The following is a 20,384-nucleotide window of genomic DNA, read 5'->3' as shown; positions in this document are numbered from 1 at the left end:
CAACGGAACCTTGAGCGCTAGGCTTGCGACTGTGCCGTCAACGGCGACGTGCGAAGGGGAAGGGACACCGTGGCGACATTCACCGTGGCAATCGATGTACTGGACACGCCACCGGCCCCGGCATCGGCAAGTGGCGTCGGCATCTGCCTTTCCGGTGGCGGCAGCCGTGCCCTGTCGTGTGCGCTGGGGCAGCTGCGGGGGCTGCGCTACCTGGGGCTGCTCGACAAGGTCAGCGCGATTTCATCGGTCTCCGGCGGGACCTGGGCCAATGTGTTGTACAGCTACCTGCCGAAGGCCATCAGCGACGATGAATTCCTGGGCCCGGTGGTGCTGGATCCTTCGCAACTGGGCTTGGACGTGCTGGCGCAGATGGCGCCAAACAATCTCGGCCAGGTGCCGTATCGGCTTGGCACGCTGCCGATCCTCAATGAACTGGCCGAGTACCGGCTGAGCAAACGCTATGTCCCATCGGATATGTGGCAAGCGGTCATCGGCAAGCTGGTGCTGGAGGACTACGGTTTGTGGAAGCCCGATGCCACCGGCATCGATCCGCATTATTTCACCGGCACGGCGACGTACCTGGCGCAAGGCCCGCTGCAGCGCAATCCCCAGTTGACCGCGGACAACTTCTACACCTTGCGAGACGGGCGGCCGCTGCCGATCTTCAACACCGCCGTCTTCATCAACGACGGCGTGAGCGCGGATCTGCTGCCGTTCGAAGCCAACTGGTTGCTCGGCATCCGCGGCTTCTTCGACCAGCCTGACCAACTCGGCGTCATGGGTGGTGGTCTCATCGAGTCGTTTGCGATGGGCAGCGACTACACCGCCGACGACGGTACCGGCATGGTCACCGCCCGCGTGCCCCAGCGCGCCTTCAGCCTCAACGACATCGCCGGGTGCAGCAGCATGGCGCCGGCCGAAGACTTCGAAGAGAGGTTTCCCGAGATCAACGGGCTGGTGCCGCGTTACCCGTACTGGCCCGTCGGTGATCGTGAGCAATCGACGGAGAGTTACCGCTTCGCCGACGGCGGCAACCTGGAAAACCTGGGCATCATGCCGCTGCTCGCACGTGGCTTCACGCGCCTGCTGGTGTTCGTCAACTCGGACCAAGGGGTGAACATCGATCCGGAATCGGGCGAAACCGTGGTTGCCGACGACCTGCCGCCGCTGTTCGGGCTGCAGCCGTTCTGCGAGAAAAGCCGCAGCTACCTGGCGTATGCCAACGAGCAATTGTGCGACGACGCCAACGGCATGTTCCGGCACAACCAGGTCTTCGATACCACCGCATTCGATGCATTGAAGCAGGGCCTGCTGGCAGCCAAAAAATCCGGCGGCGCGTTACTGGTGCGGCAGCGCTTGCGCGTGCTGGAGAACGACTGGTTCAACGTGCCTGCGCAGCAGTCTGTCGAGATACTGTGGGTGTACAACGATCTGGTGCGTGCATGGTGGAAACAATTGCCGGATGAAACCCAGATCGAGCTGGATCTGCAAAGCGTGGACGATTTCCCCCTCTATGGCACGGTCACCCAGCTGCATCTGTCCTATCCGCTGGTCAACGCGCTGGCGCATCTGAGTTGCTGGAACGTTGCCTCCGACAGCACGGTGGGCAACCCCGATGGGCAAAGCAACGCCGACGTGGTGCGTGGCATGTTTGCGTGATGCAGGCACGGCGGCGTGGCGGACAATGCCGCCACTCACAAGACGGAGCAGGAGCGCGCTTTACCAGGCAGGATCTGCCTGCAAAGAACGCTCCAACTCCGCGTTGATGCCAACGCCCGTCTCACATAAGACGCGGCTTCAGCACACCACTTACTGCGCCCGCTTGCTGCCCGCATCGCGCGGCGGTGCGTTCTTTACGTAGCGATCGAACCACTCCAGCATCTCGGCCACCACGTCTTCGTTGGATTCGCGGGCGGTGTACCAATGCGGTTCGAATGGCAGCAGCACCAGCCGTGCGGTGCCGCCGTTGCCGCGGATCGCCTGGAACAGGCGGGGTGCCTGGGTGGTTTCGGTCCCGGGGTTGGCGTCGTCCATGCCATGCACGATCAACAGCGGTTCGTTGATCTTGTCGGCGTGGAAAAACGCCGATGCCTGCGCATAGATTTCCGGCGCGGCCCAGAACGAACGGCGCTCGTTCTGGAAACCGAACGGTGTCAGCGTCTTGTTGTAACTGCCGCTGGTGGCGGCGCCGGCGCGGAACAGGTCGGTATGGGCCAACAGGTTGGCCGTCATCAGCGCACCGTGGCTATGCCCGGTGACGCCGATGCGCTGGCGATCGACCACGCCCAGCTCCACTGCCTTGTCCACTGCAGCGGTGGCGTTGTCCACCAGCTGCTGCAGATAGGTGTCGTACGCAGTCTTGGGGTCGCCGACGATGGGGAAGGCGGCATCGTCGATGATCGCGTAGCCGGCCAGCAACAGCAGTTGGTAGTTGCTGAGGCGGGTGAAGTCGCGCTCGCTGGCGCCGCTGACCTGGCCGGCCTTGGAGGGGTCGGCATAGTCGAGCGGGTAGGCGTACAGGATCGCCGGCACGCGCGTGCCTTCGGTGTAGCCGGGCGGCGTGTACAGGGTGAACGACAACTCCACGCCATCCTTGCGCTTGTAAGTCACCAGGCGCTTGCCGATCTTCCGCACCAGCGGGGTCGGATCCGGAAAATGCGTGACCGGCGTGGCGGTGGATGCAACCACCGCTTCGCCAGCGGCCGTGGTCGGCAGTGGCTGGCCCAGCGTGCGCAGATACACGTTGGGTGGGTCGGTCGGCGACTGGTGCCAGGTCAACAGGCGCGACACATCGTCGCCGGCAAACCCGAAGAACAGCTCGTCCACATTGGCATCGCTGCGGAACAGCCGCTGGGTCTTGCCGGTGGCCACCTCATAGCGATCCAGAAACGGCCGGTCGCCCACCGGCGAGGCACCCTGCCCGCTGAGGAACAACGCGCCCTGCGCCTCGCGCAGCACGGCCTGGCCGTTGGCCAGCACGCGCGTCTCCGGCAGGCCTGGATCGGCATAGAGATCGTCGGTGGAAAGATCGAACAACACCCGTCCGGCAACGCCGGGGCGGTCCGCGTCCAGCAACGTGGTGCGCCGCCAGTGGCGGTTTTCGTCGTAGTCGTCCAGCAGCGCCTGGCCGCCCTCGGCAAACCAGGTCAGGCCAGCATAGCGCTGCTGCACGCGGGTCAGTTCATGTGGCCTGGCGGTGAACGGTGCGGCAAGCGTCATCAACTTGTCGCGCGCCGGCACAGTGGTTTTCCAGTCGCCACCATCCAGCGCCTCGGCCCAGACCAGGGTGGCCGGTTGGTTGGCACGCCAGGAATACGCGCGCGGGCCGGTCGGCACGCCTTGCACCGGCACCCGGTCGGCGACCGGCAGATCGGCCAGGACGCGCTCCTTGCCGTTGGCCAGGTCCAGCACCGCCACATCGTGGGCGAAGCGCGCATAGGTGGTGACATACGAATACGGCTGCTTCAGCCGTTGCACCAGCACGTGGCGGCCATCGGGCGCGCCGTCCACGTTGCTGTAAACCGCCGGCGTCCCGAGCTTGCGCTGGCTGCCGTTGGCCGCATCCACCGTGAGCAACTGGGAGGTGGCGTAGTAGGTGAACAAGGCCTCGTCTTCGGGGCTGGCGAGCGTGTCGCGGGCCTCGTAGGTGCTGCTTTCGCCCTTGCCCTGGATGGTTTCCTTGACCTCCGGGCCCGGCGGCACGGCGGCCTTGCGCGGCGCAACGCCCAGGTCCTGCGGCACCGTCTTCAGCAGCAGGGTGTCGCTGCCGCCAAGCCACTGGATCTCGCCGCCCAGGACCGGGTTGAGTTGCACACCGTCGATCCTGCGCACACTGCCGGTGGCCACCTCGCCCACCCAGAGCTCGACGCGGTCGGCGGCGGTGTTGTTGAAGGCGAAGCGGCGCCCGTCCGGCGACCACACCGGCGCTGCCGGGCAGGCGTCGGCCGGCAGGCGCACCGCGGTCTGCTTGCCACTGGCAATATCGACCAGGCTGAAGCCTTGCAGGCACGAACGGATGCCGTAGCCATTGGACATGTCGTGGCGGCCATGCGTCCGCGGCTCCACCCGCACCCCGGCCAGCTTCAGGTACGGCTCGGCCACACGCGCAATCGGCGGGTACTGGGTGCGCTGCACCAGCAACAGGGTCTTGCCGGTTGGGTCCGGCCGCGGCGACGGATTGAGCGGCGCGCGCATCACGCTCAACAACGGCTCCGGCGGCTGCCGGTAACCGCCATCGGGCGTGCCTGCAATGGCGCACACCGGCAAAAGGCTGGCCAGCGCCAGCAAGCCGCTCCATCGGTACCCGGTGAGCATCTTGGTCGTTTCCTGAGCGATGGTGCGGCAACGTAGCACGCACAGTCACCGCCATCTCTGCGCTTTCACGCAGCGCTGTCGCCAGGCCCGCAGTGCTGTGGCGACAATGAGGCACGACATGCCTGGCAATAGGCGCGGTTGGCTCACGCCAATACGCCTGCCACGGGCCCTACCGTGCGTCGCATGGTCTGCGCATCACCGCAGTACCTCGACGCGCATGGCATCCCGCGGCATCCGGACGCGTTGCCGCAGCATGCAACCATCTCGATCTCCGCGGCCGAGCGCCCGGCACCGTGGCTGTTTTGCGTGGACGGGCACGCCCACCTGGTCGATGCCGACTCGCGACTCAGCGTCAACGCCTGCAATGGCGCCATCGCTGCCGCCGTGCAGGGCTGGGGACTCACGCAGGTGCCGTCGTACCAGGTCCGCGATCATCTGCGCAGCGGCCAATTGGCCAGCGTGCTTAATGCCTTCGAAGTCGCGCCGGAGCCGGGGCATGTGGTCTACCTCGAAGGACGCCGTGGCTCCTCAAAGGTGCGAAGCTTCGTGGACGACTGCGTGGACGCGTTGCGGCAGGAGCTGGCGCCGTCGAACGATGCCTGATGACGCGCCCGCGCCGTCAGATCTGAAGACGGTCGCCCGTACCCGCCATCAGCGACAGCCCAGCAACACGCGGGCACCAGTTGCGGGTGGGGCCGATCGAGGGATCGGCCTGGCAACATGCCGCCCGGTGCCTGGCTGCATGCCGGGGCGCTGATCGCGACCACCATCGCGGCGCACGACGTCCTGGCCCATCCGCGATGCAGCGGCTGTGCCTGGGCGGGCCCTGCCTGAAGACGAGGGCGCGCATTGGCCCCGCCTTCGAGCCACCGCGGCCGCGCCGGCCACTGCCGGCGACTTCGCGCGATGGGGCCGGCTGCTCACCAACCGCACCCACGCCTGCTGGCGACAGCATCGCCGCGTTGCATTTTTTGCAGCGCGAACCAGCGAAAAAACTCTTTGATGGCGACAGCAGCGGCTCCCTATAGTCGAAGCGTCACCCCTGCCCGCTTCCGGATCGCCGCGCGCGTCCCGCAGCTCCCTCTCGGTCCTGTCGATGCTTGCTGCCGTTCCCACCGCCCCGCCCGCCACAGACCCCGCCCGCCCCGGCGGCGCGCGTGCGGTTGCGCGTTGCGACCAGCTGGGTGGTGCGCCCTACAGCGATACGCCCGATGGCCTGTTCCGTGCCTGGCTCAGCCCGGCGCACCGCGCCGCCGTCACCCAGGTCAGCACGTGGATGCGCGAGGCGGGCATGCAGGTGCGTGTGGACGCGGCGGCCAACCTGGTCGGACGTTACGAGGCCGCGCGTCCCGAGGCACCTGCCCTGCTGATCGGCAGCCATCTGGACAGCGTGCGCGATGCCGGCCGCTACGACGGCCCGCTGGGTATCCTGCTCGGCATCGAATGCGTCGCCGCCCTGCACGCACAGGCGCGCCGCCTGCCGTTCGCCGTCGAGGTGATCGCGTTCGGCGACGAAGAAGGCTCGCGCTTTCCCGCCTCCATGTTCTGCAGCCGCGCGGTGGCCGGCACGCTGGACCCCGCCGCGCTGGCGGTCAGCGATGCCAGCGGCATCGACGTGGCCGCCGCGCTGGCCGACTGGGGCCTGGATATCGCGCAGATCCGCCATGCCGCCCGTCCGCCGGGCAGCGTGCTGGCGTATCTGGAAACCCACATCGAACAAGGCCCGGTGCTGGAAGCCGAAGCGCTGCCGGTAGGCATCGTCACCGCCATCGCCGCGCAGCGTCGCTTCGCGCTGCGTTTCGATGGCCGCGCCGGGCATGCCGGCACCACCACCATGGCCTTGCGTCGCGATGCCTTGAGCGCGGCGGCCGACGCCTTGCTGGCGATCGAGCGCATCGCGCGCGCCGGCAGCAGCGATCTGGTCGCCACCGTCGGCAAACTGCAGCTCGCCCCCGGCGCCATCAACGTGGTGCCGGGCCGGGTGGACTGCACGCTGGACGTGCGCGCCGGCAGCGATGCCACCCGCGACGCGGCCGTGCGCGAAATCGAACACGCGCTCGCGCAGATCGGCACGCAGCGCGGCATCGCCATCGCCATCGAGCCGCTACAGACACTGGCCGCCAGCCCCTGCGACCCCGCGTTGATGCTCCGGTTGGAACACGCCGTCGCCGCGCAGGGCATCGTTCCACGCCGACTGGTCTCCGGTGCCGGCCATGACGCGATGACGATGGCCGCGCTGTGCCCCACCGCGATGCTGTTCGTGCGCTGCGCCGGCGGCATCAGCCATCATCCGGACGAACACGTCGACCCGGCCGATGCCGACCTCGCCCTGGCGGTTATGCGCCATTTCATCGAACACCTGGGAGACCCCCTTGTCACCTGATCTGCGCCACCTGCACACCTTCGGCGAACTCGATCCCCCGCAGCGGCTATTGATGGGCCCCGGCCCGGTCAATGCGCATCCGCGCGTGCTGCGCGCGATGGCGGCCGATCTGCTGGGCCAGTTCGATCCGGAAATGACCACCTACATGAACGAGGTGATGGCGCTGTACCGGCCATTGTTCGGCACCGAGAATCGCTGGACCTTCCTGATCGATGGCACCGCGCGTGCCGGTATCGAGGCGGCGCTGGTGTCGCTGGTCAGTGCGGGCGACCGCGTGCTGGTGATCAACTTCGGCCGCTTCGGTTTGCTGCTCACCGAAATCCTGCAGCGCCTCGGTGCCGACGTACACAGCGTGCATGCGCCCTGGGGCGAGGTGGTGCCGCTGGACGCCATTGCCGAGGCAATCGCACGGGTAGCACCCAAGCTGGTGGCCACCGTGCACGGCGACACCTCCACTACCATGGCGCAGCCGCTCGACGGGCTGGGCGCACTGTGCCGGGCGGCCGGCGCACTGAGTTACGTGGATGCCACGGCCACCCTCGGCGGCATGCACATCGCCAGCGACCGCTGGGGCGTGGACGTGGTCACCGGCGGCCTGCAGAAATGCCTGGGCGGGCCCTCGGGCTCGGCGCCGATCACCGTGTCCGAGCGTGCCGCCGAGGCCATCTTTGCGCGCCGCCATGTGGAGCGCGGCATTGCGCGCGATGACATCGTCAACGGCAATGGCCCGCGCATCGCCTCCAATTATTTCGACCTGGCCATGATCATGGATTACTGGTCGGACAAGCGCCTCAACCACCACACCGAAGCCACCACCATGCTGTACGGCGCGCGCGAATGTGCACGCGTGGCCCTGCAGGAAGGCCTGCCCGCACGCTTCGCGCGCCACGCTGCCGCCGGCCGCGCGGTGAGCGCCGGCGTGCGTGCGATGGGCCTTGCGGTCTTCGGCGACGATGCGCACCACATGACCAACGTCACCGGCGTGGTGATCCCGCCCGGCATCGACAACGACGCGGTGCGCCGGCGCATGCGCGAGGATTTCGAGATCGAGATCGGCACCGCGTTCGGCCCGTTGCAAGGCAAGATCTGGCGCGTCGGCGCAATGGGCTACAACGCGATGAAGCACAAGGTGCTGATCACCCTGGCCGCATTGGAAGCGGTGCTGCGCGCCGAAGGCTATGCCTGCACCCCCGGCCTGGCCGTGGACGCCGCATTGGCGGCCTGGCATGCGGAGCCGGCGGCGTGAACGCCGCGCGTGCGCTGGTCGGCTATGGCGCCACACCGCCGGCGGCGCAGTGGCCCGGTGGCGCACGCGTCGCCGTGCAGTTCGTCATCAATTACGAGGAGGGCGCAGAAAACTGCGTGCTCAACGGCGACGCCGGCTCCGAGGCGTTTTTGTCGGAAATGGTAGGCGCGCAGTCGCAGCCGGGCGCACGCGCCATGGCCATGGAAAGCCTGTACGAATATGGCAGCCGCGCCGGCTTCTGGCGGCTGCAGCGGCTGTTCACCGCGCGCGGCGTACCGGTCACGGTGTTTGGCGTGGCCAACGCGTTGGCGAGCAATCCCGCGGCGGTGGCGGCGATGCAGGCCGCAGACTGGGAAATCGCCAGCCACGGCCTGCGCTGGATCGACTACCAGCATGTGGACGAGGCCACCGAACGGGCGCATATCGCGCAGGCCATCGCGCTGCACACGCAGGTGACCGGCAGCCGCCCGCTGGGCTGGTACCAGGGCCGCACCAGCCCCAACACCGCGCGCCTGATCGCCGAAGAAGGTGGCTTTGTCTATGACGCCGACAGCTACGCGGACGATGTGCCCTACTACGACGCACGCCATGGCCGCACGCAGTTGATCGTGCCGTACACGCTGGATGCCAACGACATGAAATTCGTCGCCTACAACGGCTTTGCCGATGGCGAGCCGTTCTTCCGCTATCTGCGTGATGGCTTCGAGCAGCTGCGCAGCGAAGGCGGGCGCATGCTCTCGGTCGGCCTGCACGGCCGCATCGTCGGCAAGCCGGCGCGCGCGGCAGCCCTGGCGCGCTTTGTCGATCACGTACTGGCCAGTGGCGACGCCTGGGTGGCGCGCCGCATCGATATCGCGCGCCACTGGTTGCAGGTGCACCCGGCATGAGCATTGCCCTGTCCGAGATCGATCTGCCCGAGGTGATCGCGCAAGTGACCGCGGCCTTCCACGCCTACGAGGACGCACTGATGCGCGACGACATCGCCGCGATGGATGCGCTGTTCCATGCAGCGCCCAGTACAGTGCGCTACGGGGTGGGCGAGGTGTTGTACGGCATCGAGGCGATCCGCGCGTTCCGCATCGGCCGTGGTGGCTCGCCGCAGCGCCAGCTCGTGCATGTGCAGGTACACGGCTTCGGCCACGACTTCGCCACCACGCATGCAGAATTCATCCGTGAAGGCAGCAGTGCACGCGGGCGGCAAAGCCAGAGCTGGGTGCGCTTTGCCGATGGCTGGAAGGTGGTGGCCGCGCATGTCTCGCTGCAGGGCACGCACGCATGAGCGTGGTGGACGATGGCGTGCTGGACGATGCCGCCTTCGTGGCGCGCTACCGCGAGTTGTTCGAGCATTCGCCCTGGGTGGTCGAACGCGCCGCACGGCGGCGTCCGTTCGCCGATGTGTATCGCGGGCTGATGCAGGTAGTGCTGGATGCGTCGCCGGAGGACCAGCTGGCGCTGATTCGCGCGCACCCCGAACTGGCCGGCAAGGCAGCGATCGACCGTACGCTCACTGCCGCATCGGCCGCAGAGCAGGCCGCGGCCGGGCTGGACCGTCTCAGCGAAGACGAGTTCAAGCGCTTCCACGCGCTCAATCAGGCCTATCGCCACCGCTTCGGTTTCCCGTTCGTGATCTGCGTGCGGCTGCACGACAAGGCCGGCATCCTGGCTGCGCTGGAGCGGCGCCTGGACGCGCCGCGCAACGCAGAGATCGCCACCGCCATTGCCGAGATCGGCAAGATCGTGCACCTGCGCCTGGAGGCATTGCCATGAGTCTGGCCCAACTCGAACGCGAGCTCGCCCGTGACCTGCAGCGCCTTGCCCACGGCGGCGACGCCTGGGTGGCGCCGCGCGTGCATCCGGCCGGGCATGTGTTTGATGTGGTGATCGTCGGCGCCGGCCAGAGCGGCCTGGGCGCGGCGTTCGCGTTGCAACGCGAGCGCGTGCACAACGTGCTGGTGATCGACGAAAACCCGGCGGGGCAGGAAGGCCCGTGGGTGACCTACGCGCGCATGCAAACCCTGCGCACGCCCAAGCACATCACCTCGATCGACCTGGGCGTGCCATCGCTGACCTTCCGCGCCTGGTGGGAGGCGCAGCACGGCAGTGCTGCATGGGACGCGCTGGACAAGATTCCACGCGGCCGCTGGATGGACTATCTGCGCTGGTACCGCGCGGTGCTACGCCTGCCGGTGCGCAATGCCACGCAACTGGCGCGTGTCGAACCGGACGTCGCCTCCGGCATCCATCGCCTGCATCTGGCGATGGGCGCGCCGCTGCTGACGCGCAAGCTGATCCTGGCCACCGGCATCCAGGGCGGCGGCCAATGGATGGTGCCGGACTGGATCAGCCGCGCCCTGCCCGCGCACCGCTACGCGCACACCTCCGGCCACATCGATTTTGCCGCGCTGGCCGGCAAGCGCGTGGGCATCCTGGGTGGCGGTGCCTCGGCCTTCGACAATGCGTGCTTTGCGCTGGATCACGGCGTCGCCAGCGCCGAGGTATTCGTGCGCCGCAGCGAATTGCCGCGCATCAATCCGTTCCGCCACATGGAACAGGCAGGCATCATCCCGCGCTTTCTGACGCTGCCGGACGCGGACAAGTACCGCATGATGGCCAGCTTCTTCGCGCACAACCAACCACCGACCAACGACACCTTCCAGCGCGCCTGCGCGCACGCCGGCTTCGCACTGCATCTGGGTGCGCCGTGGCTGGAGGTGGCCGAGCGCGATGGCGAGAGTGTGGTGCGCACGCCGCAGGGCGAACACCGCTTCGATTTTCTGGCGGTGGCCACCGGCTTGGTCACCGACCCGCAGCTGCGCCCCGAGCTGGCCGCGTTGTCCGGGCGCATCGCCTGCTGGGGCGACCGCTATCAGCCACCGCCGGGCCAGGCCAACCCGGTGCTGGACGCGCACCCCTACCTGGGGCCCGGCTTCGAACTGCTGCCACGCACGCCCGACGACGCCGCGCTGCTGCACGGGCTGTTCGCCTTCAACTATTCGGCGCTGATCAACCACGGCCCCTCGGCCGCGGCATTGTCCGGGCTCAAGGTCGCCCTGCCGCGGCTGGCCCGCGCGGTGGCCGACCAGCTGTTTCTGGACGACCGCCAGGCCATCGTCGAGACCTATCTGGCCTACGACCAGCCCGAGTTCGTCGGCCAATGGCCGCAACCGACCCAGGCGGTGGCATGAGCACGCTGTCCACGCATGTGCTGGATACCGCCACCGGCCGCCCCGCTTCCGGCGTGCCGCTACGCCTGTTCGCAGGCGATACCTTGCACTTCGACGGTGTCACCAACCAGGACGGGCGCTGCCCGGAACTGGCCGCACTCACGCTTCCGCGCGGACGCTATCGGCTGGAATTCGAGGTCGCCATATACTGGCGTGCGGCCGGCGTCGCCCTGACCGACCCGCCGTTCCTGGAGCAGGTACCCATCGCCTTCGGCATTGCCAACGACGGCCACTACCACGTGCCGCTGCTGCTCTCGCCGTACGGATATTCCACTTACCGCGGCAGCTGAAAGCCGCTGGCGCGAGAGCTGGGGCGACTGCCACAGCGACCCAGGCTCACCGGTCCCGGCGACGGCCTCATCCCGGCGCAGAACAACAGGCCGCCCCGCGCCGCAGCCTGCCTGGTACGCGCACGCTGCCTCAGGCACCGTGGATCACTACAGAGCATTCGACTGCCACTGCGCGATCTATGCAGCCGCCTGACACCTGCCTGCAACATCTTGGCAGCCTAGGCGGCACCGGCGTCGCAACCGTTCGGCGCGACACACGCCCCGTTCCGCCATGGCCCCGTAGAATGATGCCTTTCCGGCGACAGGCCGGGGCACCGGAACGGTCATGATCCACAACGATGTACTGCGCAGCATCCGCTACATGCTCGACCTCAGCGACGACAAGGTGGTGGAGATCACCCACCTGGCCGACCCCGGGTTCGCGCTCGACAAGCCGCAGGTACAGGCCTGGCTGAAGAAAGAAGACGAGCCCGGTTTCGAGCCCTGCAGCGATGCGATGCTGGCACGCTTTCTCGACGGCCTGGTGCTGCGCTTCCGCGGCCGCGACGAGACCCAACCGGCACGCCCGCTGGAAGCCCGCGTCGGCAACAACCTGGTGTTGAAGAAGCTGCGCGTGGCCTTCGAACTGAAGGACGTCGACATGCACGCCATCTTCGCCAGCGCCGGCTTCCCGCTGTCCAAGCCGGAACTCTCCGCACTGTTCCGCCAGCCCGGCCACAAGAATTTCCGCCCCTGCGGCGACCAGCTATTGCGCGCCTTCCTCAAGGGCCTGACCGCCCGGGTCCGCGAAGCCGGTTGAACGTCACCACCGCCCCAAAGCGCCGCTCCTCGTAGGAGCGCGCTAGCGCGCGAGGCGTCCGCTGAAACGTTCCATCGCGCAGGCGTGCGCTCACGATGGCAATGACCCGCCGGTGTCCGCCGACTGCGCAGACACCACACCGGCCTGTGCCGCACTTGGGAATCTGTGCAGGGCCTGCTTGGCGAGGTCAGTCCGGGCCTTCGGTTCGAAGCAGATAGGGTGGCGCGCTTGAGACAGGCGCCCTGGAGATGCCTGCACGCGACGCGAGCGCGATCAACCGCCGCACACGTGCTTCAGCAGGCGCCAGGCCGGAAGGTGCAGATGCGCCCGGCCCCCCCGGCGCGGCAAGCACCCGTGCGAGCTGGCCAGCATGCACGGCTACGATTCCGAGTCGGCTTCTATGCAGCCGCCGCCAGACGCGGCTTGTGGGCATCCAGACGGAACACAGAGACCGCTTCGCTCAGCTCCACCGCCTGCTCTTCCATCGCCCGCGCGGCGGCCGAAGCTTCTTCCACCAGCGCGGCATTGCGCTGGGTGGTTTCGTCCATGTCATTGACGGTGCGCGCCACCTGTTCGATGCCGGCGGACTGTTCGCGCGATGCGGCGGAGATCTCGGCAATGAGCGTGGTGACCTGCTGCACCGATTGCACGATGTCCTGCATCGTTCGCCCGGCCTGACTTACGCGTGCGCTGCCACGCTCGACGCTGTCCACCGATGCATCGATCAGCTGCTTGACCTCCTTGGCGGCGCCGGCTGAACGCTGTGCCAGCGCGCGCACCTCGGATGCAACCACCGCAAAGCCGCGTCCCTGCTCGCCGGCACGCGCCGCTTCCACCGCAGCGTTCAAGGCCAGAATATTGGTCTGGAAGGCGATGCCGTCGATGACACTGATGATGTCGGCAATCTTCCTGGACGACCCTTCGATTTCGCCCATGGTGCCGACCACGCTGGCCACCATGTCTCCGCCGCGGCTGGCAATCTCGGCAGCCGCCTGCGCACCGCGGCTGGCCTGCTGCGCCGTGTCGGCATTCTGCCGCACGGTGGAGGTGAGCTCTTCCATCGATGCAGCGGTTTCTTCCAGATTGGCCGCCTGCTGTTCGGTACGCTGCGCCAGATCGTTGTTGCCGGCGGCGATTTCGGCGGACGCGGTGCGAATGGTCTGTGCGGCCAGCGTGATATCCCCGACGATATCGGTCAGGCGCTGCACGGTGGCGTTGGCATCGTCACGCATGCGCGCAAAGACGCCTTGCTGGTTGCCGTGCATGCGCGCAGTCAGGTCGCCATCGGCAATTGCCTTGAGCAGCTGCGACAGCTCGGCCAGATTCTGGTCCACGTTCTGCATCAGGCCATTGAGGCCCTCGACCATGCCGCGGAACTCGAATTGATAGGCGCCGGTGTTGCCACGGGTGGCAAAGTCGCCGGCCGCCGCCGCACTGACCAGGCCACGGATTTCGCCGTTGATCGCGGCCAGGTTGCGTTTGGTGGTGTCCATCGCCTCGGTGATCTGCGCCTTTTCGCCCGGCAGGCGCGGCATGTCCACCGACATGTCACCCACCGCGTAATGCTGCATCACCTGCAGCATGGTGCCGATCAACCCCACCTGCGCGCCGATCAGTCCGTTGGTGTCGTCCACCATGCGGCCATACGCGCCAGGAAATGCCTGCGCGTCCATGCGGTAACTCATTTGCCCGGCTTCATGACGCTGGGCCATGTCCGCCTGTGCGCTTGAGACATCGATGAGCGTGGTGACCACCTGCCCCATTGCCTGTCCCAGCAACCCGATCTCGTCACGATTGCCGACCGCCGCGCGTGCCGACAGGTCGCCGGCCGCCACCAGGCGTGCCGCGTGCGCAACCGTTTCGATCGGGCGAACGATCGAGCGCCGTATCCACCAGCCCAATACCGCCACCAGACACAGCGCGGCGCCCACCGTGGCGACTGCCGAATAGACCAGCTTGTGCTGTGCCGATTGCGAGCTGGCCAGCACCGCGGCGTCGGCCAGGGTCTTGCTGCGATTGACCAGCGCTTCGAGCGTCTGGCTGGGCGCGCGGTCCTGGCCCTTGACCAACTGGTCGCCTACCTGGGTGTCGTAGCCGGCTTCGGCAAACCTGCCCAGCGCTGCTTCGTAGTGGCGCTGCAGGCCCAGATGCGCCTGGGCAAAGTCCTGCGCCAGCGTACGCACCTGCGGGTCCCGGGTTGCCTTGGCCAGCGCCTCGGTGCCTGCCTGCACTTTCCTGCCCTGCTCGCGGAAGGCATCCAGGTGCTTGTCCAGCTGCGCCGGGTCGCGCCCGCGGATCAGGACATTCTTCCACTCCTGCACCTGCAGGCGGAAATCGCGGGTGATCTCCTCGCTGGTGGAGGCCTGCGCCACCTCGGGCGGCACCTTGCCCGACAGGCTCAGCCACGCCGTGCCCAAACCACCGAGGGCACACAGCAGGATGATCGACAGACCCAGCGCGAGCGCGCCGAGCAGCTTGCTTTGCAGGCTGACGAATTTCGGGGTGGCAACAGACATGCGGCATCCAGACTGGGGATTGCTCCGGTTATCGACAGATGTACGACCGGTCTGAAGCAGCGCCCGGCACCAGAATCTGCCTTGAATGCCCAAAGAGGTGAGCACTTCCGGATTCCCCGACAGGCTTCACCCGTCCGCCCGACCATCGCGGCATCTGTGGCGGCCCCGTATCCTTCCCGCGCATGACCGACCCCGCCTTTCCGATCTCTCCATTGTTGCCGCAGATTCGCGACAGCCTCGCCGCCCATCCACGGCTGGTCCTGGAAGCGCCGCCCGGCGCCGGCAAGACCACCCAGGTACCGCTGGCGCTGCTGGACGCGCCATGGCTAGCCGGGCGTACCATCGTGATGCTGGAACCGCGCCGCGTGGCGGCGCGCAGCGCGGCGCAGTTCATGGCGCGCCAGCTCGGCGAGCCGGTCGGCGAGACCGTGGGCTACCGCATCCGCTTCGAGAACAAGACCTCCGCGCGTACCCGTATTGAAGTGGTCACCGAGGGCATCCTGACCCGGATGATCCAGGACGACCCCATGCTGGAACACGTGGGCGCACTGCTGTTCGACGAGTTCCACGAGCGCCATCTGGCCGGCGACCTGGGTCTGGCGCTGGCGCTGGATGTCCAGGCGCAGCTGCGCGACGACCTGCGCATCGTGGCGATGTCGGCCACGCTGGATGGCGAGCGGCTGGCCGGCTTTCTGGAGGCCCCGCGGCTGAGCAGCGCCGGGCGCAGTTTTCCGGTGGACATTGCGCATTTCCCTGCGCGACGCGACGAAGCGCTGGAACCGCAGACCCGGCGCGCGGTGGAGCATGCACTGGCCTCCCATCCCGGCGATGTGCTGGTGTTCCTGCCCGGCCAGCGCGAAATCACGCGTGTGCACGGCGCCTTGCAGGAAGCGCTGGACCCGGCCGTGCAGGTGCTGCCGTTGCACGGCGAATTGTCGGTGGAGGCGCAGACGCAGGTCCTGCAATCCGACCCGCAGGGGCGCCGGCGCGTGGTGCTGGCCACCAACGTGGCCGAGTCATCGGTGACGCTGCCGGGCGTGCGCGTGGTGATCGACAGCGGCCAGGCGCGCGAGCCGCACTACGACCCCAACAGCGGGTTCTCGCGGCTGGACGTGGCCACTATTTCGCAGGCCTCGGCCGACCAGCGCGCCGGGCGTGCCGGACGCGTGGCCAGCGGCTGGGCCTACCGGCTGTGGCCGCAGTCGCAGCGGCTGGAACCGCAGCGCCGCGCCGAGATCACCCAGGTGGAGCTGGCCGGCCTGGCGCTGGAGCTGGCCGCCTGGGGCAGCGATGCGCTGCGCTTTGTCGATGCCCCGCCCACCGGCGCGCTGGCCGCCGCGCGCGAACTGCTGCAACGGCTGGGCGCGCTCGGCGACTCCGGTGGCGTGACCGCCCTGGGCCGGCGCATGCTCGCGCTGGGCACGCATCCGCGGCTGGCTGCGATGCTGGCGCAGGCCGATGATGCGCGCCGCCTGGCCCTGGCCTGCGATCTGGCCGCGCTGCTGGAGGCGCGCGACCCGCTGCGTCAGGGCGGCGATGGATTGGCAGCGCGCTGGCGTGCCCTGGCCGCGTTTCGTCAGGGCCGTACCGGGTCCGACGCCAATCGCGGTGGCCTGGCTGCCATCGACAGCGCCGCCAAACAATGGCGACGCCGGCTGCGCTGCGACAGCGCCCCGCCATCCAGCGTGGAGGCGCACGCACTCGGCGATCTGCTCTCCCATGCCTTCCCGGACCGCATCGCCGCGCGCCACCCCGCCGACCCGCTGCGCTACCTGCTGGCCAACGGCCGCAGCGCGCGCCTGTTCGACCACAGCGATCTGCGCGGCGAACCGTGGCTGGTCGCCAGCGAGCTGCGCTACGAAGCCAAGGACGCCCTGTTGCTGCGTGCCGCGCCGGTGGACGAAGGCTATCTGCGCCGCAGCCTGCCCGAGCGCTTCGTGCAGCAGGACGTGGTGCAGTGGGACGCCGACAAACGCGCCTTGGTCGCGCGCCGCCAATCCAGTTTCGACCGCATCGTGCTCGACAGCCGCCCGGCCGGCCGCGTCGACCCGGCACAGGCAGCCGGCGCGCTCACCGACGCGGTACGTCAACTCGGTCTGGACGCATTGCCATGGACTGACAACCTGCAGCAGTGGCGCGCACGCGTGCAGTCGCTGCGCGTCTGGATGCCGGAGCTCGCCTTGCCCGATCTGTCTGACACCACGTTGCTGGACACGCTGGACACCTGGCTACGCCCGGCGTTTGTCGGGAAAACCAGGCTCGACGCGCTGGACGAGGCCAGCCTGGGCGAAGCACTCAAGGCCGCACTGCCGTGGGAGCGCCGCCAGGGTATCGACCGTCACGCCCCTACCCGCATCAGCGTGCCATCGGGCATGGAGCGGCAGATCAGCTACAGCCTCGACCACGCCCAGCAGCCATTGCCGCCGGTGCTGGCGGTCAAGCTGCAGGAACTGTTCGGCCTGGCCGAAACCCCGCGCATCGCCGACGGCCGTATCCCGCTGACCCTGCACCTGCTCTCGCCCGGCGGCCGCCCACTGCAGGTGACCCAGGACCTGAAGAGCTTCTGGGCCAACACCTACCCGGACGTCAAGAAAGAGATGAAAGGGCGGTATCCGCGGCATCCTTGGCCGGACGACCCCTGGACCGCCGCTGCAACACACAGAGCAAAACCACGTGGCACCTGAGCCCCTCTCCCGTCGGGAGAAGGGTTGGGGTGAGGGTACGGGGCGACGCCCCTCACTCATCCAAACCCCCAGGCTTCGCCCCTACCCTTAGCCCCCTTCGGCGCACCTTCTCCCCATCGAGGAAGACAGTGTCCCGAGGGGAGAAGGGACGTTCATCGTCGACACCGGTCAAGTTCAGACCTTCGTCGCTTCCGGGATGAGCATCAGTCGCAGCGGCGCGTCGCGCCCTTCCTAACCGCGAGCCAAACAACGCCCGATCCCGCTAACGCTGTCTATACGGACCAGCCCACACACTGCGGCCACGTACTCAGAAAGGAAACGCCTCCAATGAGCAAGCTGACCGTGATCACCGAACGCGCCCTGGAGCGTGCCCTGGAACTGGCAGGCAACGCGGGCGACCACCTGCGTCACGCCGCCTCCAATGCCGGCGACCAGGCCCGCCATGCCGGCAGCAGCCTGCGTCATTTCGGCCCGGGCGCCAGCGAATGGCTGAAGACCGGCGCGGCACTGGGCGCCGTGCGCACCGGTGGCAAGGTCGCCACCAAGCTGGTCAAGCGCAACCCCGCCGTTACCGTCGCGGCTGCCGTCGCCGGCCTGGGCCTGATCGGCTATGCGGTGTACCGCAAGCGCCAGCGCGACCAGCAGGTGTTGGGTGGCAACGTGCATCGCCTCGATCGCGAACATGCCAGCAACGCCAATGCACGCCGCGCTGCCTACCAGCGCCGCGCTGCCGTGACCCCGAGCGACGGCATCGAATAAGCCATCGTCTCGCCGATCCGGCGATGACCCATGCAGTGCCCGACGCCACGGCTTGCCGCCGTGGCGTCGTCATTTGTGGCGTGTTCCCGCGCTGGCTCGCTGCGGGATCTGGGCGTTCCCGCTGCCTCATCCACCGCATCGATGCGCTTCACGATCGCGATGGCAAACGGGGTAGCCGATGGGACCGATGCCTGCCGTCACGGCCGTGCCCTTGTCTGACCCGACGCAATGCCATCAGCGCGCGTTGCGACGCGGCCGTGCCGGTGACGCGTCTTCCACCCGCCATTGTCCGGGCGCCAGTGTGTCCAGGGTCCACTGCCCGATCGCCACCCGCACCAGACGCAGGGTCGGCAACCCGACCGCTGCGGTCATGCGGCGCACCTGACGGTTGCGGCCTTCGCTGATCTGCAGCTCCAACCATGCATCGGGCACCGTCTTGCGCACGCGTACCGGCGGATCGCGCGGCCAAAGGACAGGTGCGGGGTCGAGCCGGCGAACCTGCGCTGGCCGGGTCGGGCCATCGTTGAGCAGCACCCCTTCGCGCAGTGCCTGCAATTGCGCCTGCTGCGGCTCGCCTTCCACCTGCACCCAATAGGTCTTGGGCTGTTTGTGGCGCGGGTCGGTGAGCCGATGCGCCAGCGCGCCATCGTCGGTGAGCAGCAACAGTCCTTCGCTGTCGTGATCCAGTCGACCTGCCGCATACACGTCTGCCGGCAATCCGAACTCGGCCAGCGTGCGCTTGGGTGGCTGCGAACGGTCGCTGAATTGCGACAACACGCCATAGGGTTTGTTCAACAGCACCAACATGGACAGACCTGTTGCGGAAGGAACGCTGCACACGGCCATCGCCGGGCACGCCATGGTGCGTGATCAGGCTGGGCGTCGCCACCGCGATCGCTGAACTGCGGCACAGAAAGCAGGAAATCCCATCGGGCGCAATGCGCATGCAACGGTCAGCGGCTTCGCTTGGCCAGCGCTCGCCGCCGGTCTTGAACGCTGGCGTCGGAGGCATTGCCTGCGTGCAGAAGACGACAGGCACACCGAAACACCAGGCACGTCGCCGCGGCAGAGGCGGCAAACGCTGCATGCCGGCCGCACCGGGCGCCGGCATGCAGGCACGCGCTACTGCTTGACGAACTTCAGCGTCATGCGGTCGCTCTCGCCGATCGCCTTGTACTTGGCGTCGTCGGCCGCGTCGTGGTTGTTGCTTGGCGGCAGCGTCCACACGCCGCCCGGATAATCCTTGGTGTCGCGCGGATTGGCGTTGAGCTCGCTCTTGCCGGCCAGCTTGAAGCCGGCCGCTTCGGCCATCGCGATCACCTGCGCCTGTCCCACGTAGCCGCTCTTGTCGTCGGCCGGCACGTCGGTCTTGGCGCGATGCTCGACCACGCCGAGCACGCCACCGGGCTTGAGCACCTTGTAGAAGCCGGCAAACATCGCCTCGGCATTGCCGGCCATGCGCCAGTTATGCACGTTGCGGAAGGTCAGTACCAGATCGGCCGAGTTGTCCACGCCGAACGAAGGCGACTTCGGCACATACGACACGAACGACGGCTTGCCGTACAGGTCGGGCTTGGCCTGGAACTTCTTTTCCAGCTCGTCGCGCGCACGCTGGGCGTAGTCGCGTGCGCGGCCTTCGGCAGCAGAGGCCGGGTCGACCACCGCTGCCACGTACTTGCCCTTCTCGCGCAGGTAGGGCGCCAGGATCTCCGAATACCAGCCGCCACCGGGGGTGATCTCGATGACAGTCTGGGTGGGCTTGATGCCGAAGAACGCCAGGGTCTGGCCCGGATGGCGGTATTGATCGCGCTGCACATAAACGCGGTCGCGCCAGTTGCCATTGATGGCCGCCTGCAACGCGGCATCGGGCGCAGGCAGGCTCGCGCTGTCGGCCGGCTTCATTGCCAGCGCCAGCGGCGCGCTCATCGCCACCAGGACACTCATCACACATGCACAGGCCAGCTTGTTGCGGATCATTGCAGCGCCCTCTTCCGGGTAAAAAGTAGCGCGAGCCTAGCATGCGGCCCGGAGCCTGCCATCCGCCCGTCTCGCCACGCGCAGCAGCGGTTCGCAGCGCAGGCCGTGAGCGACTTGTTCACATCCTGTGAGTCGATGGACGCGACCGACGGAACGCTGAATCCACGTTGGTGTCACACGCACGATCGGTGT

The 20,384-nt window shown here is 67.8% G+C and carries 15 protein-coding genes and 1 pseudogene; 12 read left to right on the top strand and 4 right to left on the bottom strand.

Annotation, left to right across the window (positions count from 1 at the left end; all coding sequences use genetic code 11):
* Positions 1 to 69: 69 nt before the first annotated feature.
* Entirely contained in the window at positions 70 to 1,659 is a 1,590-nt protein-coding gene (locus ABQZ09_RS12515) for a hypothetical protein (RefSeq protein ID WP_349777025.1), read from the top strand.
* A 150-nt stretch (positions 1,660 to 1,809) separates the two neighbouring features.
* On the opposite strand, the gene ABQZ09_RS12510 is transcribed toward ABQZ09_RS12515, so the two are convergent.
* Complete coding sequence (locus ABQZ09_RS12510) at positions 1,810 to 4,314, bottom strand: S9 family peptidase (RefSeq protein WP_349777024.1); 2,505 nt, start codon at positions 4,312 to 4,314, stop codon at positions 1,810 to 1,812.
* A gap of 171 nt (positions 4,315 to 4,485) precedes the next feature.
* On the opposite strand from ABQZ09_RS12510, the pseudogene ABQZ09_RS12505 reads away from it, so the two are divergent.
* The 9 genes and pseudogenes from ABQZ09_RS12505 to ABQZ09_RS12465 all read left to right on the top strand — a co-directional run.
* A pseudogene (locus ABQZ09_RS12505) lies at positions 4,486 to 4,917 on the top strand (LysR substrate-binding domain-containing protein); the annotation flags it as partial.
* Between the two features lie 493 nt (positions 4,918 to 5,410).
* Complete coding sequence (locus ABQZ09_RS12500; RefSeq protein ID WP_184553500.1) at positions 5,411 to 6,697, top strand: allantoate amidohydrolase; 1,287 nt, start codon at positions 5,411 to 5,413, stop codon at positions 6,695 to 6,697.
* Positions 6,687 to 7,943, top strand: a complete 1,257-nt coding sequence (locus ABQZ09_RS12495; protein WP_184553502.1) for a pyridoxal-phosphate-dependent aminotransferase family protein — start codon at positions 6,687 to 6,689, stop codon at positions 7,941 to 7,943. Before ABQZ09_RS12500 ends, ABQZ09_RS12495 begins: the two co-directional genes overlap by 11 nt.
* Positions 7,940 to 8,830 carry an allantoinase PuuE gene (gene puuE, locus ABQZ09_RS12490; RefSeq protein WP_039413980.1) on the top strand — a complete coding sequence of 297 codons (891 nt, stop codon included), beginning with the start codon at positions 7,940 to 7,942 and terminating at the stop codon, positions 8,828 to 8,830. Before ABQZ09_RS12495 ends, puuE begins: the two co-directional genes overlap by 4 nt.
* Positions 8,827 to 9,222 carry an oxalurate catabolism protein HpxZ gene (hpxZ, locus tag ABQZ09_RS12485; RefSeq protein WP_184553504.1) on the top strand — a complete coding sequence of 132 codons (396 nt, stop codon included), beginning with the start codon at positions 8,827 to 8,829 and terminating at the stop codon, positions 9,220 to 9,222. Before puuE ends, hpxZ begins: the two co-directional genes overlap by 4 nt.
* Positions 9,219 to 9,710, top strand: a complete 492-nt coding sequence (uraD, locus tag ABQZ09_RS12480; protein WP_184553506.1) for a 2-oxo-4-hydroxy-4-carboxy-5-ureidoimidazoline decarboxylase — start codon at positions 9,219 to 9,221, stop codon at positions 9,708 to 9,710. Before hpxZ ends, uraD begins: the two co-directional genes overlap by 4 nt.
* Entirely contained in the window at positions 9,707 to 11,128 is a 1,422-nt protein-coding gene (gene hpyO, locus ABQZ09_RS12475; protein ID WP_184553508.1) for an FAD-dependent urate hydroxylase HpyO, read from the top strand. The genes uraD and hpyO overlap by 4 nt, the downstream gene beginning before the upstream one ends.
* Entirely contained in the window at positions 11,098 to 11,457 is a 360-nt protein-coding gene (gene uraH, locus ABQZ09_RS12470; protein WP_184553510.1) for a hydroxyisourate hydrolase, read from the top strand. Before hpyO ends, uraH begins: the two co-directional genes overlap by 31 nt.
* A gap of 325 nt (positions 11,458 to 11,782) precedes the next feature.
* A complete protein-coding gene (locus ABQZ09_RS12465) occupies positions 11,783 to 12,256 on the top strand; it encodes a YehS family protein (RefSeq protein WP_184553512.1) in 474 nt (157 codons plus the stop codon).
* Between the two features lie 398 nt (positions 12,257 to 12,654).
* Here ABQZ09_RS12465 and ABQZ09_RS12460 read toward each other — a convergent pair whose 3' ends face one another.
* On the bottom strand, positions 12,655 to 14,772 hold the full coding sequence (locus ABQZ09_RS12460) for a methyl-accepting chemotaxis protein (RefSeq protein ID WP_349777023.1): 2,118 nt from the start codon (positions 14,770 to 14,772) through the stop codon (positions 12,655 to 12,657).
* Between the two features lie 182 nt (positions 14,773 to 14,954).
* On the opposite strand from ABQZ09_RS12460, the gene hrpB reads away from it, so the two are divergent.
* Positions 14,955 to 17,456 (top strand): ATP-dependent helicase HrpB, encoded by a 2,502-nt coding sequence (hrpB, locus tag ABQZ09_RS12455; protein WP_349777022.1) that lies wholly within the window; start codon positions 14,955 to 14,957, stop codon positions 17,454 to 17,456.
* Between the two features lie 327 nt (positions 17,457 to 17,783).
* Positions 17,784 to 18,215, top strand: a complete 432-nt coding sequence (locus ABQZ09_RS12450; RefSeq protein ID WP_039413958.1) for a hypothetical protein — start codon at positions 17,784 to 17,786, stop codon at positions 18,213 to 18,215.
* A 234-nt stretch (positions 18,216 to 18,449) separates the two neighbouring features.
* Here ABQZ09_RS12450 and ABQZ09_RS12445 read toward each other — a convergent pair whose 3' ends face one another.
* Both ABQZ09_RS12445 and ABQZ09_RS12440 read right to left on the bottom strand, forming a co-directional pair.
* Positions 18,450 to 19,022: a pseudouridine synthase gene (locus ABQZ09_RS12445; RefSeq protein WP_184553519.1), complete on the bottom strand. Its 573-nt coding sequence runs from the start codon at positions 19,020 to 19,022 to the stop codon at positions 18,450 to 18,452.
* 315 nt (positions 19,023 to 19,337) lie between these two features.
* On the bottom strand, positions 19,338 to 20,192 hold the full coding sequence (locus tag ABQZ09_RS12440; RefSeq protein WP_039413952.1) for a class I SAM-dependent methyltransferase: 855 nt from the start codon (positions 20,190 to 20,192) through the stop codon (positions 19,338 to 19,340).
* Positions 20,193 to 20,384: the final 192 nt, after the last annotated feature.

Origin of the sequence: Xanthomonas sp. WHRI 6106, assembly GCF_040202405.1 — a bacterium.
GTDB classification, from domain to species: Bacteria; Pseudomonadota; Gammaproteobacteria; order Xanthomonadales; family Xanthomonadaceae; genus Xanthomonas; species Xanthomonas cannabis.
The sequence above is the reverse complement of the archived record's forward strand: the minus strand, read 5'-3'. Positions and strand labels throughout refer to the sequence as shown.

Excerpts from the sequence above, each read along its gene's own strand:
- ABQZ09_RS12510 (WP_349777024.1), bottom strand. The coding sequence starts at position 4,314 with ATGCTCACCGGGTACCGATGGAGCGGCTTGCTGGCGCTGGCCAGCCTT.
- ABQZ09_RS12500 (WP_184553500.1), top strand. The coding sequence starts at position 5,411 with ATGCTTGCTGCCGTTCCCACCGCCCCGCCCGCCACAGACCCCGCCCGC.
- hpxZ (WP_184553504.1), top strand. The coding sequence starts at position 8,827 with ATGAGCATTGCCCTGTCCGAGATCGATCTGCCCGAGGTGATCGCGCAA.
- uraD (WP_184553506.1), top strand. The coding sequence starts at position 9,219 with ATGAGCGTGGTGGACGATGGCGTGCTGGACGATGCCGCCTTCGTGGCG.
- hpyO (WP_184553508.1), top strand. The coding sequence starts at position 9,707 with ATGAGTCTGGCCCAACTCGAACGCGAGCTCGCCCGTGACCTGCAGCGC.
- uraH (WP_184553510.1), top strand. The coding sequence starts at position 11,098 with ATGGCCGCAACCGACCCAGGCGGTGGCATGAGCACGCTGTCCACGCAT.
- ABQZ09_RS12465 (WP_184553512.1), top strand. The coding sequence starts at position 11,783 with ATGATCCACAACGATGTACTGCGCAGCATCCGCTACATGCTCGACCTC.
- ABQZ09_RS12460 (WP_349777023.1), bottom strand. The coding sequence starts at position 14,772 with ATGTCTGTTGCCACCCCGAAATTCGTCAGCCTGCAAAGCAAGCTGCTC.
- hrpB (WP_349777022.1), top strand. The coding sequence starts at position 14,955 with ATGACCGACCCCGCCTTTCCGATCTCTCCATTGTTGCCGCAGATTCGC.
- ABQZ09_RS12450 (WP_039413958.1), top strand. The coding sequence starts at position 17,784 with ATGAGCAAGCTGACCGTGATCACCGAACGCGCCCTGGAGCGTGCCCTG.
- ABQZ09_RS12445 (WP_184553519.1), bottom strand. The coding sequence starts at position 19,022 with ATGTTGGTGCTGTTGAACAAACCCTATGGCGTGTTGTCGCAATTCAGC.
- ABQZ09_RS12440 (WP_039413952.1), bottom strand. The coding sequence starts at position 20,192 with ATGATCCGCAACAAGCTGGCCTGTGCATGTGTGATGAGTGTCCTGGTG.